The sequence below is a fragment of the Acinetobacter sp. YH12255 genome, assembly GCF_013417355.1.
Taxonomy (GTDB): domain Bacteria; phylum Pseudomonadota; class Gammaproteobacteria; order Pseudomonadales; family Moraxellaceae; genus Acinetobacter; species Acinetobacter pseudolwoffii.
The window spans coordinates 58,128-72,561 of the sequence record NZ_VPEC01000002.1; the positions used below are offsets into that span (position 1 = coordinate 58,128).

The window sequence follows — 14,434 nt, forward strand, 5'->3', positions numbered from 1 at the left end:
ATTGTTTCAGTTTGAAAATGAGGGGAAATGGCTAACTTTTAGATTTTAATTAAATGTTGATTTGGGGCTTTGTCCATATCTATAACGAGATGGGATTGTTAACCGAAATTGAATTTCTGACTAGCGATATGGATGTCGCCAGTTGATCTGTGGCACAAGGAAGTATCATCAAGCCAACAGAAGATTTTTGTTACCTTGCATAGCAGTGCTTTCAAAAGTAAAAGAAGAATTTTAAATATTAGTAAGTTTATTCATGACATTATTTGAAAAATAGAATTTCGTTATTTTTACTTCAATTTTAACTTTGTAATATTTGTGCCTTACTTTTGACGGGGCAAAAGTAACAAAACCCCTTTGTTGATCTGATGGTACATCCCAGTACCACAGATCAACGGGCGACTTCCTGTCGCCATGGCACGTATCAAATAGTTGCAGGACTTTACTTTGAAATAATGAGAAAGGGTTCGTAAGTATTAAAAACAATAAAAACTAGATTAACGAAGTCGGGACAACCAGTCCCCCAGACTTTGTACAATCTGTACCAAAATCAATAACACAATCACCGTCATGATCACCACAGAGGTATCGAAACGCTGATAACCGTAAGAAATGGCCAGATCACCGATACCGCCGGCACCGACAGCACCCGCCATTGCTGTTGCACCAATCAAGCTGATGGTGGCAGTGGTCAGGTTCAGAATCAGTGAACTACGTGCTTCAGGTAAGACAAACTTGAAGATAATCTGCATTGGGGTTGCACCCATCGCTTGCGCAGATTCAATAATGCCTTCATTCACTTCCAGTAATGAGGTTTCAACCAAGCGACCAATATAAGGGCCGACATAAATAGTCAGTGGTACAATTGCGGCCCAAGTACCAATTGAAGTGCCGACCAAAAACTTGGTCAGCGGAATAACGGCAATCAGTAGAATAATAAATGGTAGTGAACGTAGCGCATTGACAATCGGATTGAGACCGTGATAAATCACACGATTTTGCAAGATGCCGTTAGGACGCGTCACCACTAAAGTAATTGCCTGAATAAAACCCCAGATACAGCCAAACAGCATTGCGAAGAACACCATATGAAAGGTTTCTTGCAGCGCTGTCACAAATTGATCCATCGACAGCGAGCTTTTCCAGAACGGCGCAGTAATTGTCGTCAGCCACTGTACAATTAAATCTCTCATGCCTGTACTCCTGCTTGATCTACCTGTACGCCGTTATCTTTCAGATATTGCACTGCAGCGCTAATCTCTGCGGAATCACCCAGGAGCTGAATAAACATCTGACCAATCACCGAACCATTAATTTCGGTCATGTTGGCAAACAGGATATTTAAACTGATATCAAACTGTTTAATCACGGCCTGAATCACCGTTTCCTGTGCCGAGCTACCAAGGAATTTTAAACAATAAATACTGTGATGATTCTGGTTTTCCAGATTATTCAGAATATTGACCGGCAAATGTTGCTGAAGCACGGTTTGAATAAAATTTTTGGTGGTCGGGTGTTGCGGCTGACTGAAGATCTGTAGCGTGCTGCCGGTTTCAATCACATCACCTTTTTCCATCACAGCGACATAATCACAGACGGTTTCAATTACATCCATTTCATGAGTGACCATGACAATGGTAATACCTTGCTCTTGATTGATTTTTTTGAGTAATTGCAGAACTGATTTGGTGGTTTGTGGATCGAGTGCCGAAGTCGCTTCATCACAAAGTAAAATCTTGGGATGGTTGGCAAGGGCACGGGCAATCCCGACGCGCTGTTTTTGACCACCAGACAATTCATCCGGAAAAGCCTGCCGTTTATGTTTCAGGTCAATAAAATCTAATAATTCTTCGAGGCGTTTTTCCCGTTCAGCCTTGCTCCAGCCCAGAAGCTTCATAGGCATTTCGATATTGGCCGCCACGGTTTTGGTTTGCATTAAATTAAAATGCTGGAAAATCATGCCGATATTGGCACGTTCTTGACGCAATGTTTTGGCATCGAGTGCGGTAAAATCTGTTCCATTAATGATAATCTGACCTGAGCTTGGACGCTCAAGTAAATTAATCAGACGGATGAGGGTACTTTTACCGGCACCACTATAACCGATGATGCCAAAAATACTGCCGGTTGGAATCGATAGATTAATCTGATTCAAGGCATGCAAGGTTTGACCCTTAAGCTCATACTGTTTTGAAATATCTTTAAATTCAATCATAGTGTCAAAAACTGCATCACGGATAAAAAAACAGGCAAGAAATCGTCCTTGCCTGTTCTAAAAGACTATTATAGTACTATTTTGATTCAGTTAAATACGTCACCGGCTTGTTTACTGCAACTTTAGTGCCACCAAAATTTTCATCGACATACGCTTGAACTGCTGGCGTATGATACAAGGCACCTACTTTTTGCAGTACAGGATCCGTTTGACGATCTGCTGCAACCGCTAATACGTTTACATTCATTTTTGTGCTTTGATCAATTGGCTCATAGTAAACCGCATCTTTTAATACGTTTAAACCGCCTTCCATTGCCAGCGTATTGCCTAGCACAATTGCATCAACTTCATCTTTTACACGTACTGCAGTTGCCATTTGAATAGGCTTAATCACGATTTGTTTTGCATTTTCAGCCACATCAGCTGTTGTGCCTTTTACATTGTCAAAGCCAGCTTTTAATTTGACCAGACCTGCCGATTGTAAAAGTAATAACGCGCGTGATTCATTTGCACCGTCGTTTGGAATGGCAATGGTTGCACCTGTTTTAAACTCATTCAAAGATTTTACTTTGCTTGAGTAAATTCCCATTGGTTCTAAATAGGTGGTAGACAATGGTGCAATTTTTGCTGTATTGGCATCGTTATACGCAACCATATAGGCATATGACTGGAATGCATTGACATCGATTTCTTTATTGGCAACGGCTGTGTTCATTGACACATAGTCAGTGAAATTTTTCACATCAAGTTTAATGCCGGCTGCTTTGGTTTCAGGTAATGTGGCGATATAGCGCCATACATCTGCATCTGAACCGGTCGATGCCATGGTTACGGTTTGAAGGCCATTCGCATCATTGGCTTGTGCTGCATCATTGGCAGGCGCTTCTTGTTTGCCACACCCAGTCAAAGTTAATACAGAGGCACTCAATAAAACGCCAAGTAATTTTTTCATGAAATTTTCCTAATTTTAATCTTGCCTAGAGTATAAGCATTTTTAAATCGTGTTAAATAAGATTTTTATACGATCTAAGTATGTGTCCTGATCGTTGTTGGTGCTGGCCTTAAACTAAAAGATCCAAGCCTACAGCAATTGTTCTGGTGAACGCGATCAAGTCAGAAATGCCACAAACCTGATTGTAAATGATCTATTTTGGAGAGAAAAATAGATAGTTTATAAGCACATGAAGTAGTTTGAGCATTCTGGGATTGTCGATATCATAGCAATAAATCTATATTCGATATACTGGATAGCAAAGCCTTGTTTAGCTCTTTAATTGAATAAAAAACCAAGTTGTTTTATAAAAATATTAATTAAAACAATATTTTATTTATAGTAGGGATGTGGTTTTTAGGGGGGTGTTTAAATAGTGAGCTTTATAAGATTTTATCCAATCTAAATCATAAAAATGGATATATATGATTTATTGATGGAATCAAAGTAGCGTTGCGCTGTTCTAGACATCAGGGTGTTATCTCGATTCAGCTTCTTTGGGAAATAGCACATAACTTCATCGTCTGTGCATATTTGGATAAATGGGTCGGTGTCGGCGTCTTGCTATTAGATTTGCATAAATTTATTAGGGATGAGCATACAGTTTTTGTCAAAAATTTAGGTAATTTCAAAAGGTTGCATTGAGGGGCTTAGGTAACGCCGAGTTTAAGGAGTTATATAAAGCTTTGAATAAGTTGCATGAGGAAATCACCTATGCTTTAGATATAAAAAATTGAAGTAGATGTTCAAACTTATAACGATAAATTCCCATATTTGTATGACTATTGCCAATAATTTCTTGAAAATAAAGAAAATTATGAAAAACTAGCTAAAAATTACCTTATTGCAAAATAAGAAAACCCCGCACTCAGCGGGGTTTTTACTTAATCAAATGAATGGTTAAGCATTTTCACGAGCAATCGCACGGTAACCAATATCTTTACGGTATTGAACACCATCAAAAGTCACTTTTTGACAAAGCTCGAGCGCTTTTGCTTGCGCTTCACCAATGGTATTACCGAGTGCAGTCACACAAAGTACACGACCACCAGCCGTTACGATGTCACCATTCTCAAGTGCTTTCGTACCTGCATGGAATACTTTCGCATCTGCCATTTCTGTGTCTAAACCAGAAATTACATCACCATTGCTAGAAGTTTCTGGGTAGCCTTTAGATGCAAGTACGATGCCTACAGTTTTACGTTCATCCCATTCAGCTTCCGCAGGTAAGTTACCCGCAATACCAGCTTCAACCAAATCAACTAAAGATGATTTTAAACGCATCATAATTGGTTGAGTTTCAGGGTCGCCAAAACGGCAGTTGAACTCGATCACTTTTGGTTGACCTTGTTCATCAATCATCAAGCCTGCGTATAAGAAACCTGTATAAACGTGACCGTCTTTTTTCATACCTTCAACGGTAGGACGCATCACTTCATTCATGGTTTTTTCAAATACATCTGCAGTCACAACAGGTGCAGGAGAATAAGCACCCATACCGCCAGTGTTTGGACCTTGGTCGCCTTCAAAGATACGTTTGTGATCTTGTGAAGTCGCCATAGGTAAGATGTTGTCGCCATCAATCATGCAAATGAAAGATGCTTCTTCGCCTGCAAGGAATTCTTCAATTACAACGCGAGAACCTGCATCGCCAAATTTGTTGCCTGCAAGCATGTCATCGATCGCATCAAATGCTTCTTGATTGGTCATGGCAACGATCACGCCTTTGCCCGCAGCAAGACCGTCGGCCTTAATGACGATCGGCGCACCATTTTTTTCAACAAATGCTTTCGCAGCATCTACTTCTGTAAATACATCGTAGAACGCAGTTGGAATGTTGTGGCGTTTTAAGAAATGTTTCGCGAAAGCTTTAGAGCCTTCAAGCTGCGCAGCAAATTGAGTTGGACCCCAAATTTTTACACCCGCCTCACGGCAAGCATCAACGACACCGTTTACCAATGGAGCTTCTGGGCCGACAATGACAAGCTCAATTGCATTGTTTTTTGCGAAATCGATAATCGCAGCATTGTCTAAAATGCTTAAATTTACGTTTTCACATTTATTTTCAGTGGCTGTACCTGCGTTGCCCGGAGCAACAAAGACTTTTGCAACTTTGTCATCTTGTGCGATTTTCCATGCCAATGCATGTTCACGACCGCCATTACCCAAAACTAAAATATTCATCTAAAAATCCCTCAAAAGAATAGAATCCCACCTTGCGAAGCCATGCTTCTCACCCTGTAAAAAAGAAGGGCTTCACGAATAAAAATGTCCCTTTATTTGTGAAAAGTCCCCCTTTTGACAAAGGGGGATTTAGGGGGATTAATAAATACGACTTTGAATCAATTAGTGACGGAAGTGACGCATGCCAGTGAAGACCATTGCAATACCAGCTTCATCAGCCGCCGCAATGGTTTCTTCATCACGCATAGAACCGCCCGGCTGGATAATGCACTTGATACCTGCTTTTGCAGCGTTATCAATACCATCACGGAATGGGAAGAATGCATCAGATGCCATTACTGCACCTTCAACCACTAAACCTGCATGCTCAGCTTTGATCGCAGCAATACGTGCAGAGTTAACACGGCTCATTTGACCTGCGCCGACACCAATCGTTTGGCGGTTTTTCGCATAAACAATCGCATTAGATTTCACGTATTTCGCCACTTTCCAAGCGAAGATCATGTCGTCAATTTCTTGCTCAGTTGGTGCGCGTTTTGTCACAACTTTTAGGTCATCTTTAGTGATCATACCCAAGTCTTGATCTTGAACTAACAAACCGCCGTTTACGCGTTTGTAGTCAAGTTGAGATTGACGCGCATCGATTGCTGGAAGTTCACCACATACTAGGACACGAACGTTTTTCTTCGCGCCTGTTACTTCAAGAACGCCTTCAGCAACGCTCGGTGCAATGATCACTTCAACGAATTGACGATCTACAATCGCTTGTGCAGTTGCAACGTCTAATTCACGGTTGAATGCAATGATGCCACCGAAAGCAGATTCAGGATCTGTTGCATACGCAAGATCATAAGCTGCTTGAATACCGTCTAAAGACACTGCAACGCCACATGGGTTAGCGTGTTTAACGATCACACAAGCAGGCTTCGCAAATGATTTAACACATTCAAGTGCTGCATCAGTATCTGCGATGTTGTTATAAGAGAGTTCTTTACCTTGAAGCTGTTTCGCTGTTGAAACAGAAGCTTCAGTCGCTGTGTCTTCTACATAGAATGCAGCAGCTTGATGCGGGTTTTCACCGTAACGAAGGTCTTGAACTTTGTTCAATTGAGTATTGAAAGTACGTGCAAATTTGTCTGCCTGACCTTCTTCTTTACCTACGCGAGCGCCTAAGTAAGATGCGATCATGCCGTCATATTGAGCAGTATGTTCAAATGCTTTTACTGCTAGGTCAAAACGAGTTGCATGAGATAAAGCACCCTCAGCTTTAAGCTCGGCAACGACAGTTGCATAGTCAGAAGCATTTACGATGATACCGACTGATGCATGGTTTTTTGCTGCAGCACGAACCATGGTAGGACCACCGATGTCGATGTTTTCGATAGCATCAGCCAGTGAACAGTTTGGTTTTGCTACCGTTGCAGCAAATGGATAAAGGTTTACAACGACTAAATCAATAGCATCAATGTTGTGTTCAGCCATCACAGCTTCGTCTAGACCACGACGAGCCAGGATACCCCCATGAATTTTTGGATGTAGTGTTTTTACACGGCCGTCCATCATCTCTGGAAAACCTGTATGCTCCGAAACTTCAACTACAGCCACATTATTGTCTTTCAACAATTTGTAGGTACCACCTGTAGATAAAATTTCTACCCCTAGAGCAGCAAGTTCTTGTGCAAATTCAACAATACCAGTCTTGTCAGACACAGAGATTAAAGCGCGTTTAATAGTCATGATCTTCGTCACAGTTTTCAAGGAACAGAATAAAACAAAATCAGCAATTTACAGGTTAAAAAAAATGCCTGCGGAAGCCGCAAGCATTTTATCATTTATTCACTCATTAAACCGTGAGCTTTTAACTTTTTACGTAAAGTACCACGGTTGAGTCCGAGAATCTCGGCAGCACGTGTTTGGTTACCACGTGTATATTCTAGAACTACAGATAGAAGAGGTTTCTCCATTTCTGCTAGCACCATGTCGTATACCTGAGATGGTTGCTCGCCTTGTAGTTGCGCAAAATAATGGCGAACTGCGCGATCTACGTGGATACGTAAAGCAACATCAGATTGTGCAGTAAAAATAGGAGATTTGCTATTCATGCGAATTAATCCGAAAAACAAATATCACTTGGGTAAAGTGATATAAAAAGTGGTCTAGAAATTGAAATGAACTCCGCTTTAGATCCTAAAACCGGAGTTCTAAAACTTAATCATTGCATTGAGCCAATAGCTTGACACATCTCAACGTTTTGGTCGAAAAATAAGCGTAACAATAGTTAAAGTTTTGTTACTGACCAAAATCAAAACAAAAAAATCTGCACGATACGCAATAAATTTTATAGCGCATTAGGCAAGACTGTATTTGTTGTGAAAAAGTAGCGAGGAGTTGCAGCACATAGCTTTCGTGGCGCGTATCATACCATTGTCTAAGCAAAAGTGAGCAAGAAAACTGCATTTTTTTTAACTTTTTTTAATTTTTTAATGCTTTCTATTCAGATTAAGGGCGAATTATTTCCAAACTATAGCGATCAAAGCTTTTACGATCGACAGGAAGCTCAAATTTGAATTTAAATGGACTGTTTTTCGGGATACGTTCAATATTGACCAGACTTTCAATCAGATACTCTTTGGCAGACAGGTTATAAGTCGCAACAACTTCACCGCGCTGTTCCAGATTGATTTTTAAAATCGGTAAAGCCAGGCTACGGTCATGGAAGTTGATCAGCTCACCGCTAAATTCAGTTTTCTTGTGATTGGTTGCCTTGATCTTGACTTTATTGACCTGAATCAGCGTGTAGTATTTTTCCAGATTGGAACAATTAAACACCTCGCATACATTGTTAAAGGCCAGACTCATGATATGACTATTTTTGATGTATTGCGGATTAAACCAGAAAAACTGGAACAGCAATACGCCAAATAGCATCAGGTTCAAGATGCTCCAGCCAATATAATACATTGGCCCACGGTATATCTGTTTTTCTGCCTGATCTTCCCAGTTCATGCTCGGCAGTACCGAGATAGGTTCGGTACTGAAATAGTTCAGATTGTTTAAATAGGTTTCCAGATCGATATTTGAATGTTCAACTTTCTGATCGAAAATATATAAAAGACTGTGCGTATTTTGCTGTTGATCGCGACCATATGCAGGTGGGTTATATCGAGAATAGGTTTGATCCTGAGACGCTGAGGTAGTGACCGAGTTTTGGGCTTCGGCCACCAGATGCGATAAGGCATTAAATGAAGTGGTACATTTGGGACAGCAAACCATACCCTGCGCAATGGTGAGTTGAGCAACTGTGACCTTGTAGGTGGTGGAACAGGTAGGGCAATGGGTTCGTTTGTCACTCATAAACTATTTGTAGACTCATTCATTCTTATGGCGTTTACCCGAGATACGGCACCAGTGCTCGTCTCGTTTTTCTACGTCTAATATATCAAAATAATTTGAGTAAATGCTAGTAACATCAGTAACTTGCTCTTCGATAACTCCGGCAAGTGCGAACTGTCCCTCAGATTTAATTAAAGTTGCGAACTCAGGAGCCAACATCATTAGTGGCGCAGCCAAAATATTGGCAACAAATACGTCAGCCTTGGTAGTGCCGAGTTCATCTCTAAATTCTTCTGGCAGGCCGACATAAAGTTTGTCCAGTACACCATTCAGTTCAGCATTTTGCTGGGTGGCCAGAACTGCTTGTGGGTCAATATCAGTGGCATATGCTTTTTTAGCACCTAAGAGCAGGGCAGCTACCGCGAGAATGCCTGAACCACAGCCATAATCGATGACGATTTTGTCTTTAACGTCAATTTTGCCGAGCCATTGTAAGCACAAGAATGTAGAGGCGTGGTTCCCTGTACCGAATGCCAGACCCGGATCAAGCTTGATATTGACTGCATCGGCTTCAGGTGCTTGCATCCATTCCGGTACAATCCAGTATTTTTCAGCAATCTGGATTGGCTCATACGCATCCATCCAGGTGCGTTCCCAAGCCTGATCTTCAATGAATTCGTACTTGATCGGCGCTTCTGGCATTTGCGCACCAATAAAGGTTTCTAGTGCAGCAACGTCAATTTCTTCGCCTTCTTCCTGTGCATAAATACCAGTCACAATCACTTTATTCCAGAGTGGTGTTTCGCCTGGAAGTGGTTCCAGCAAATCCTGGTTTTCAGCATCATCCAGGGTCACACTCACTGCGCCTAGTGAGCTGAGTAATGTCTCAGTATAATCGACCTGAGCTTGTTCAACCGTAATATGAATTTGTAACCACTTCACAGAAATAACCTTTATACATTTTTCAAAAAGCTATTGTAACGGAAGTTCAGACACAACGCTGCTATCTTCTTGATGCATACCTAAAATAAAAAGGATGCCGAAGCACCCTATATAAAGCTCTATAAAGACTTATGAAGCCTTAGAGAAAAGAGGTGTTCTGTCTAATGGTGCAAAGCGGTTAAGCAGCAGACCAAAAATGGCAGCAAAAATATACATGAAGATTGAATAAACCGCGGCAGGCATGGCCACAGCAGTGCTGGACATCACGGTCAGGGCAATAGTCATGGCTAATGTGCTGTTGTGAATGCCAATTTCAAAGGCACTGGCCCGTGCCTGAGCGGTATCTATATTCATTAAGCGGGGGACAAAATAGCCGATGGTCAGGCTGAAAATACAGAACAATGCCGTGGCGACACCGACCTGAGTCAGATATTCGGCAATATTGGTGCGTTCACTATAGATGGCCCCGACAATAATCAGAATCAAGAATATGACTGCAAAAATGCGCAGCGGTCTATTCAGTTTTTCAGTCAGGCGTGGTGCATGATGTCGAATCAGCATACCAATCGCGACAGGAATAATAATGATGCCAAACACCTGAAGAATTTTGCCAAGCTGGAGCGTGATCTGCTGGCTGTCCTGCATGAAATGCATAATCGAAAAATTAACGATCAACGGTAAAGTTAAGGCTGCAATCACTGAATTAATTGCAGTCAGGGTGATGTTGAGTGCCAGATCACCTTTGAAAAGATAGCTAAACAGATTGGCCGTACTGCCGCCGGGTGAGGCGGCTAACAGCATCAGACCCACGGCAAGAAGTGGGGGTAGGGCCAAAACTTTACACAGGATAAATGCAATACCGACCAATAAGACCAGTTGACAAAATAATGCGACTAAAACAGCTTTAGGATGTTGGGTGACCCGGGCGAAATCTTTGAGGGTAAGTTCGAGACCTAAACCCACCATAATAATCGCGAGCGCAAGCGGCAGTAAAATCGTAATAATGCCAGAATCCATCTGTCATGCTCCTTGTTAAAAATTATTTTAATACTTTTGCTTTTCTTGGGAAAAGCATACAGCTTTATCGCAGACTCAGCCAAATAAATTACAAATCCGATAAACGATTTTTATGGCGATAAGCGATATATTGGCGACTCATCATCACCCCGAAAATAGTCGCAAAACTATACATGACAATGGTGTAAATGCCGGCCGGAATCGCCATGGTGACATTGCCTAAGACCGAAATCGCAATGGTGATCGCAATCGCCGTATTATGAATGCCGATTTCAAAGGTACAGGCCCGTGCCATTTTTTCTGGAATACCCATCAGTAGCGGAATGCAATAACCAATAAACAGGCTGGAAAAACATAAAATCACAGTAGCTAAACCAATACTGGAAAAATATTCAAAGAGATTAAAACGATCTCTAAAAACGGCAAATATCAAGAGTATGCTTAAAAAACTAATTGAAACGAAGCGCATCGATTTGCTGACGGTAATGGATAAATGTGGAAATTTGGCTCGAAGCAGCATCCCGATGATCACGGGGATCAGGGTAATTAAAAACACCTGTATCATTTTTTCAACTGGAAATGTCACAGTCGAGTCGTGACTCATAAAGTATTGTAATGAGAGATTGATAATAAAGGGCAGGGTGAAAATAGAAATAATGGTATTGATGGCGGTCAGGGTGATATTCAGCGCGACATCGCCTTTATACAGATAGCTAAACAGGTTGGCGGTTGGGCCTCCTGGTGAAGCGGCCAGAAGCATTAAACCTACTGCGAGTAAAGGAGCTAAGTCCAGAATCAGGCAAATAAAGAAAGCAATACTGGTCAACAGTACGAGCTGTGTAAATAGGGCAATAAAAATGACTTTAGGATAGCGGCTTAAGCGCAGGAAATCCTTGATTTTTAATTCGAGTCCCAGCCCCATCATCATGATTGCCAAGGTAATAGGCAAAAAAAAGTTAAAAAACCCCGAATCCATGAAAAATCCCTTTTTATTATTGATTTTTAGATAGATTTTAAGTGTAGCGGAGCTGAATAAATAAGCAATATAAAACGGGCAAAATGTATTCACTTTGCCCGTCAAAGCTTTTACTTGAAATGTAAGCTATTTAGAGCTATGACAGCTTACATGCCTGGCTGAGTTTGCATTTGCGCATCAGGCGGAGTCTGCTGGTCATTCATTGGTTGCTGCATTTGCGGCTGGCTCATTTGTGGTTGCATTGGCTGACTGTGCATTTGGGATTGTCCCTGAGGGCGTGGCGGCATAAAGCCTAAAGCACATTTACCTTTGACTTCGGTTCCATTAATGGTGGCGGTGGTCGCGCTACTATTGCCACTACAGGTACTCATGAGTTCAGCTTCATCACCTTTGATTGAAGCATTTTTTGATGAAGTGAAAAACTGTGGCTCACAGGTTCCATTCCAGATAATGCCTCGATGAGCAAAACTGACTTGAGCACCTTGGGTTTTGCCTTTACAAACCTGTTGATACTTTTGCGCATTATAAGTGGTTTCGACCTTATCATTTGCTGAGGCTGCAAATGGCGCAAAACATAAACCACACAGAACAGTTGAGAGAAAAATATTCTTATTCATCAGTTATACCTTTGTTTGTAATGTAAGCAGTATATAGCTTAAAAAATACTCAAAATTAAACAGTGTAAATCGAGTAATTTTCTGAACTTATATGTTTAATTTATATAGTCCCTCTGCAAAGTTAAATTACAGTGCTTGATTCTTGTACAGGATGATTCATTTTTTATCTCAGGATAAATTCGATTGAATCTGTCTACTTTAGAATGAAATTTGCTATAATACTCAGCTATCCTTTTTTATCTCTCAATTACCACTATGCATTATCCTAAAGTATACGATGTCATTGTTATCGGTGGCGGTCACGCCGGTACAGAAGCAGCTCTGGCTGCAGCGCGTATGGGTCGACAGACTTTACTCTTAACTCATAACATTGAGACTTTAGGGCAGATGAGCTGTAACCCGGCCATCGGTGGTATTGGTAAATCGCACTTGGTGCGTGAAATTGATGCCTTGGGCGGTGCAATGGCGCTGGCTGCCGACAAAGGCGGTATTCAGTTCCGTATTTTGAACTCGCGTAAAGGTGCAGCAGTTCGTGCAACACGTGCGCAGGCAGACCGTGTCCGTTTTAAAGCGGCAATTCGTGAAACTTTAGAGAATCAGGCGAACTTGGATATTTTCCAGCAAGCGGCTGATGACCTGATTGTTGAAGGCGATACCGTCAAAGGTGTGGTTACCCAAATGGGTATTCGTTTTGATGCCAAAACTGTGGTGTTGACTGCGGGTACATTCTTGGGTGGCGTAATTCACGTTGGTCTGGAAAAATCCAGTGGTGGTCGTGCCGGTGATCCGCCGTCGATTTCATTGGCAGCACGTTTGCGCGAATTGAATTTACCTGTGGGGCGTTTAAAAACCGGTACACCACCGCGTATCGATGCACGTTCGGTCGACTTTTCTGTAATGACACCGCAGCCGGGTGATTTCCCATCTCCAACCATGTCGTTTATGGGCGATGCGTCTATGCATCCGGAACAGGTGAACTGCTATATCACCCATACCAATGAACGTACGCATGAGATTATTCGCGGTGGTCTAGATCGCTCACCGATGTATACCGGTAAAATTGAAGGTGTGGGGCCGCGTTATTGCCCATCAATTGAAGACAAGATTCACCGTTTTGCCGATAAAGACTCGCATCAAGTATTCTTGGAACCGGAAGGTCTGGATACGCATGAGCTTTATCCAAATGGTATTTCAACTTCATTGCCATTTGATGTGCAGTTTGAGTTGGTTCGCTCAATCCGTGGTATGGAAAATGCGCATATTTTGCGTCCGGGTTATGCGATCGAGTACGATTATTTCAACCCGCAAGCGTTGAAATTTACCCTTGAAACCAAAGCCATTAATAACCTGTATTTCGCTGGTCAAATTAATGGAACCACTGGTTATGAAGAAGCAGGTGCACAAGGTTTGCTGGCAGGTTTAAATGCTGCACGTCGTGCCTGGGATCAAGGGCAGTGGACACCAAAACGCGATGAAGCCTATATGGGTGTATTGGTAGATGACCTGATTACGTTAGGCACCAAAGAACCGTACCGTATGTTTACCTCACGTGCTGAATATCGTTTGATGTTACGTGAAGACAATGCCGACCAGCGTTTAACTGCGATCGGTCGTGAATTGGGTCTGGTCGATGATGCACGTTGGGCGGTTTACTGCGAAAAAATGGAAGCAGTTGAAAAAGAAACCGGTCGTTTGCAGCATCTTTGGGCGGCGCCAAACAATCCAATGGGCAAGAAATTCGTTGAGATGACTGGCGCAGATTTATCTAAAGAATGTTCAGCGATCGATCTTTTGAAACGTCCAAATATTTCATTTGCGCAAATTGCCGAGTTAACCGGTTCTGATGTATCTGCGCAGGTCGGTGATCAGATTGAAATCGCAGTGAAATATGCGGGTTATATCAACCGTCAGCATGAAGATGTGGCACAAATGAAACGTCTTGAGGAAACCCGTATTCCAGGCGACTTCGATTATGACATCGTGTCAGGTCTGTCGCGTGAAATCACGTTGAAACTGAAGGATGTACGTCCTGAAACATTGGCGCAAGCCAGCCGTATTCCGGGTGTGACGCCTGCGGCTGTTCAATTGGTGATGATTACGATTCGTAAGAATGCACAAACGAAAAAATCTGCTTAAGAATACAGTGTGAAAAAGCCCGCGCA

12 protein-coding genes are annotated in these 14,434 nt (G+C 42.0%); 1 reads left to right on the forward strand and 11 read right to left on the reverse strand.

The window, feature by feature from the left end; genetic code table 11:
* Positions 1–494: 494 nt before the first annotated feature.
* The 11 genes from FTV30_RS01330 to FTV30_RS01380 all read right to left on the reverse strand — a co-directional run bounded on the left by FTV30_RS01330 (position 495) and on the right by FTV30_RS01380 (position 12,272).
* Positions 495–1,190, reverse strand: a complete 696-nt coding sequence (locus tag FTV30_RS01330; protein ID WP_005096687.1) for a methionine ABC transporter permease — start codon at positions 1,188–1,190, stop codon at positions 495–497.
* Complete coding sequence (locus FTV30_RS01335; RefSeq protein WP_005171261.1) at positions 1,187–2,212, reverse strand: methionine ABC transporter ATP-binding protein; 1,026 nt, start codon at positions 2,210–2,212, stop codon at positions 1,187–1,189. Before FTV30_RS01335 ends, FTV30_RS01330 begins: the two co-directional genes overlap by 4 nt.
* Positions 2,213–2,288: 76 nt before the next feature.
* Entirely contained in the window at positions 2,289–3,164 is an 876-nt protein-coding gene (locus tag FTV30_RS01340; protein ID WP_005096689.1) for a MetQ/NlpA family ABC transporter substrate-binding protein, read from the reverse strand.
* A 939-nt stretch (positions 3,165–4,103) separates the two neighbouring features.
* Positions 4,104–5,387: a phosphoribosylamine--glycine ligase gene (gene purD, locus FTV30_RS01345; protein WP_180000886.1), complete on the reverse strand. Its 1,284-nt coding sequence runs from the start codon at positions 5,385–5,387 to the stop codon at positions 4,104–4,106.
* Between the two features lie 162 nt (positions 5,388–5,549).
* Positions 5,550–7,124 (reverse strand): bifunctional phosphoribosylaminoimidazolecarboxamide formyltransferase/IMP cyclohydrolase, encoded by a 1,575-nt coding sequence (gene purH, locus FTV30_RS01350; protein WP_004646700.1) that lies wholly within the window; start codon positions 7,122–7,124, stop codon positions 5,550–5,552.
* Positions 7,125–7,219: 95 nt separating this feature from the next.
* Positions 7,220–7,489, reverse strand: coding sequence for a DNA-binding transcriptional regulator Fis (gene fis, locus FTV30_RS01355; RefSeq protein WP_001086304.1), 270 nt, complete (start codon positions 7,487–7,489; stop codon positions 7,220–7,222).
* Between the two features lie 397 nt (positions 7,490–7,886).
* The gene (locus tag FTV30_RS01360) at positions 7,887–8,741 is read right to left on the reverse strand and encodes a DUF3426 domain-containing protein (protein WP_180000887.1); all 855 of its coding nucleotides are present in this window, start codon (positions 8,739–8,741) and stop codon (positions 7,887–7,889) included.
* A gap of 15 nt (positions 8,742–8,756) precedes the next feature.
* Complete coding sequence (prmA, locus tag FTV30_RS01365) at positions 8,757–9,662, reverse strand: 50S ribosomal protein L11 methyltransferase (RefSeq protein WP_180000888.1); 906 nt, start codon at positions 9,660–9,662, stop codon at positions 8,757–8,759.
* Between the two features lie 129 nt (positions 9,663–9,791).
* Complete coding sequence (locus tag FTV30_RS01370; RefSeq protein WP_180000889.1) at positions 9,792–10,679, reverse strand: bile acid:sodium symporter family protein; 888 nt, start codon at positions 10,677–10,679, stop codon at positions 9,792–9,794.
* A gap of 88 nt (positions 10,680–10,767) precedes the next feature.
* Complete coding sequence (locus FTV30_RS01375; protein WP_159515861.1) at positions 10,768–11,655, reverse strand: bile acid:sodium symporter family protein; 888 nt, start codon at positions 11,653–11,655, stop codon at positions 10,768–10,770.
* Between the two features lie 146 nt (positions 11,656–11,801).
* Positions 11,802–12,272 carry a hypothetical protein gene (locus FTV30_RS01380; RefSeq protein ID WP_180000890.1) on the reverse strand — a complete coding sequence of 157 codons (471 nt, stop codon included), beginning with the start codon at positions 12,270–12,272 and terminating at the stop codon, positions 11,802–11,804.
* A 255-nt stretch (positions 12,273–12,527) separates the two neighbouring features.
* Between FTV30_RS01380 and mnmG the strand changes: the two genes are divergently transcribed.
* Positions 12,528–14,408 (forward strand): tRNA uridine-5-carboxymethylaminomethyl(34) synthesis enzyme MnmG, encoded by a 1,881-nt coding sequence (gene mnmG / locus FTV30_RS01385; protein WP_005171251.1) that lies wholly within the window; start codon positions 12,528–12,530, stop codon positions 14,406–14,408.
* Positions 14,409–14,434: the final 26 nt, after the last annotated feature.

What these genes read in the sequence shown, in the direction of transcription:
- FTV30_RS01330 (WP_005096687.1), bottom strand. Translation starts at nt 1,190, where the DNA reads ATGAGAGATTTAATTGTACAGTGGCTGACGACAATTACTGCGCCGTTC.
- FTV30_RS01335 (WP_005171261.1), bottom strand. Translation starts at nt 2,212, where the DNA reads ATGATTGAATTTAAAGATATTTCAAAACAGTATGAGCTTAAGGGTCAA.
- FTV30_RS01340 (WP_005096689.1), bottom strand. Translation starts at nt 3,164, where the DNA reads ATGAAAAAATTACTTGGCGTTTTATTGAGTGCCTCTGTATTAACTTTG.
- purD (WP_180000886.1), bottom strand. Translation starts at nt 5,387, where the DNA reads ATGAATATTTTAGTTTTGGGTAATGGCGGTCGTGAACATGCATTGGCA.
- purH (WP_004646700.1), bottom strand. Translation starts at nt 7,124, where the DNA reads ATGACTATTAAACGCGCTTTAATCTCTGTGTCTGACAAGACTGGTATT.
- fis (WP_001086304.1), bottom strand. Translation starts at nt 7,489, where the DNA reads ATGAATAGCAAATCTCCTATTTTTACTGCACAATCTGATGTTGCTTTA.
- FTV30_RS01360 (WP_180000887.1), bottom strand. Translation starts at nt 8,741, where the DNA reads ATGAGTGACAAACGAACCCATTGCCCTACCTGTTCCACCACCTACAAG.
- FTV30_RS01370 (WP_180000889.1), bottom strand. Translation starts at nt 10,679, where the DNA reads ATGGATTCTGGCATTATTACGATTTTACTGCCGCTTGCGCTCGCGATT.
- FTV30_RS01375 (WP_159515861.1), bottom strand. Translation starts at nt 11,655, where the DNA reads ATGGATTCGGGGTTTTTTAACTTTTTTTTGCCTATTACCTTGGCAATC.
- FTV30_RS01380 (WP_180000890.1), bottom strand. Translation starts at nt 12,272, where the DNA reads ATGAATAAGAATATTTTTCTCTCAACTGTTCTGTGTGGTTTATGTTTT.
- mnmG (WP_005171251.1), top strand. Translation starts at nt 12,528, where the DNA reads ATGCATTATCCTAAAGTATACGATGTCATTGTTATCGGTGGCGGTCAC.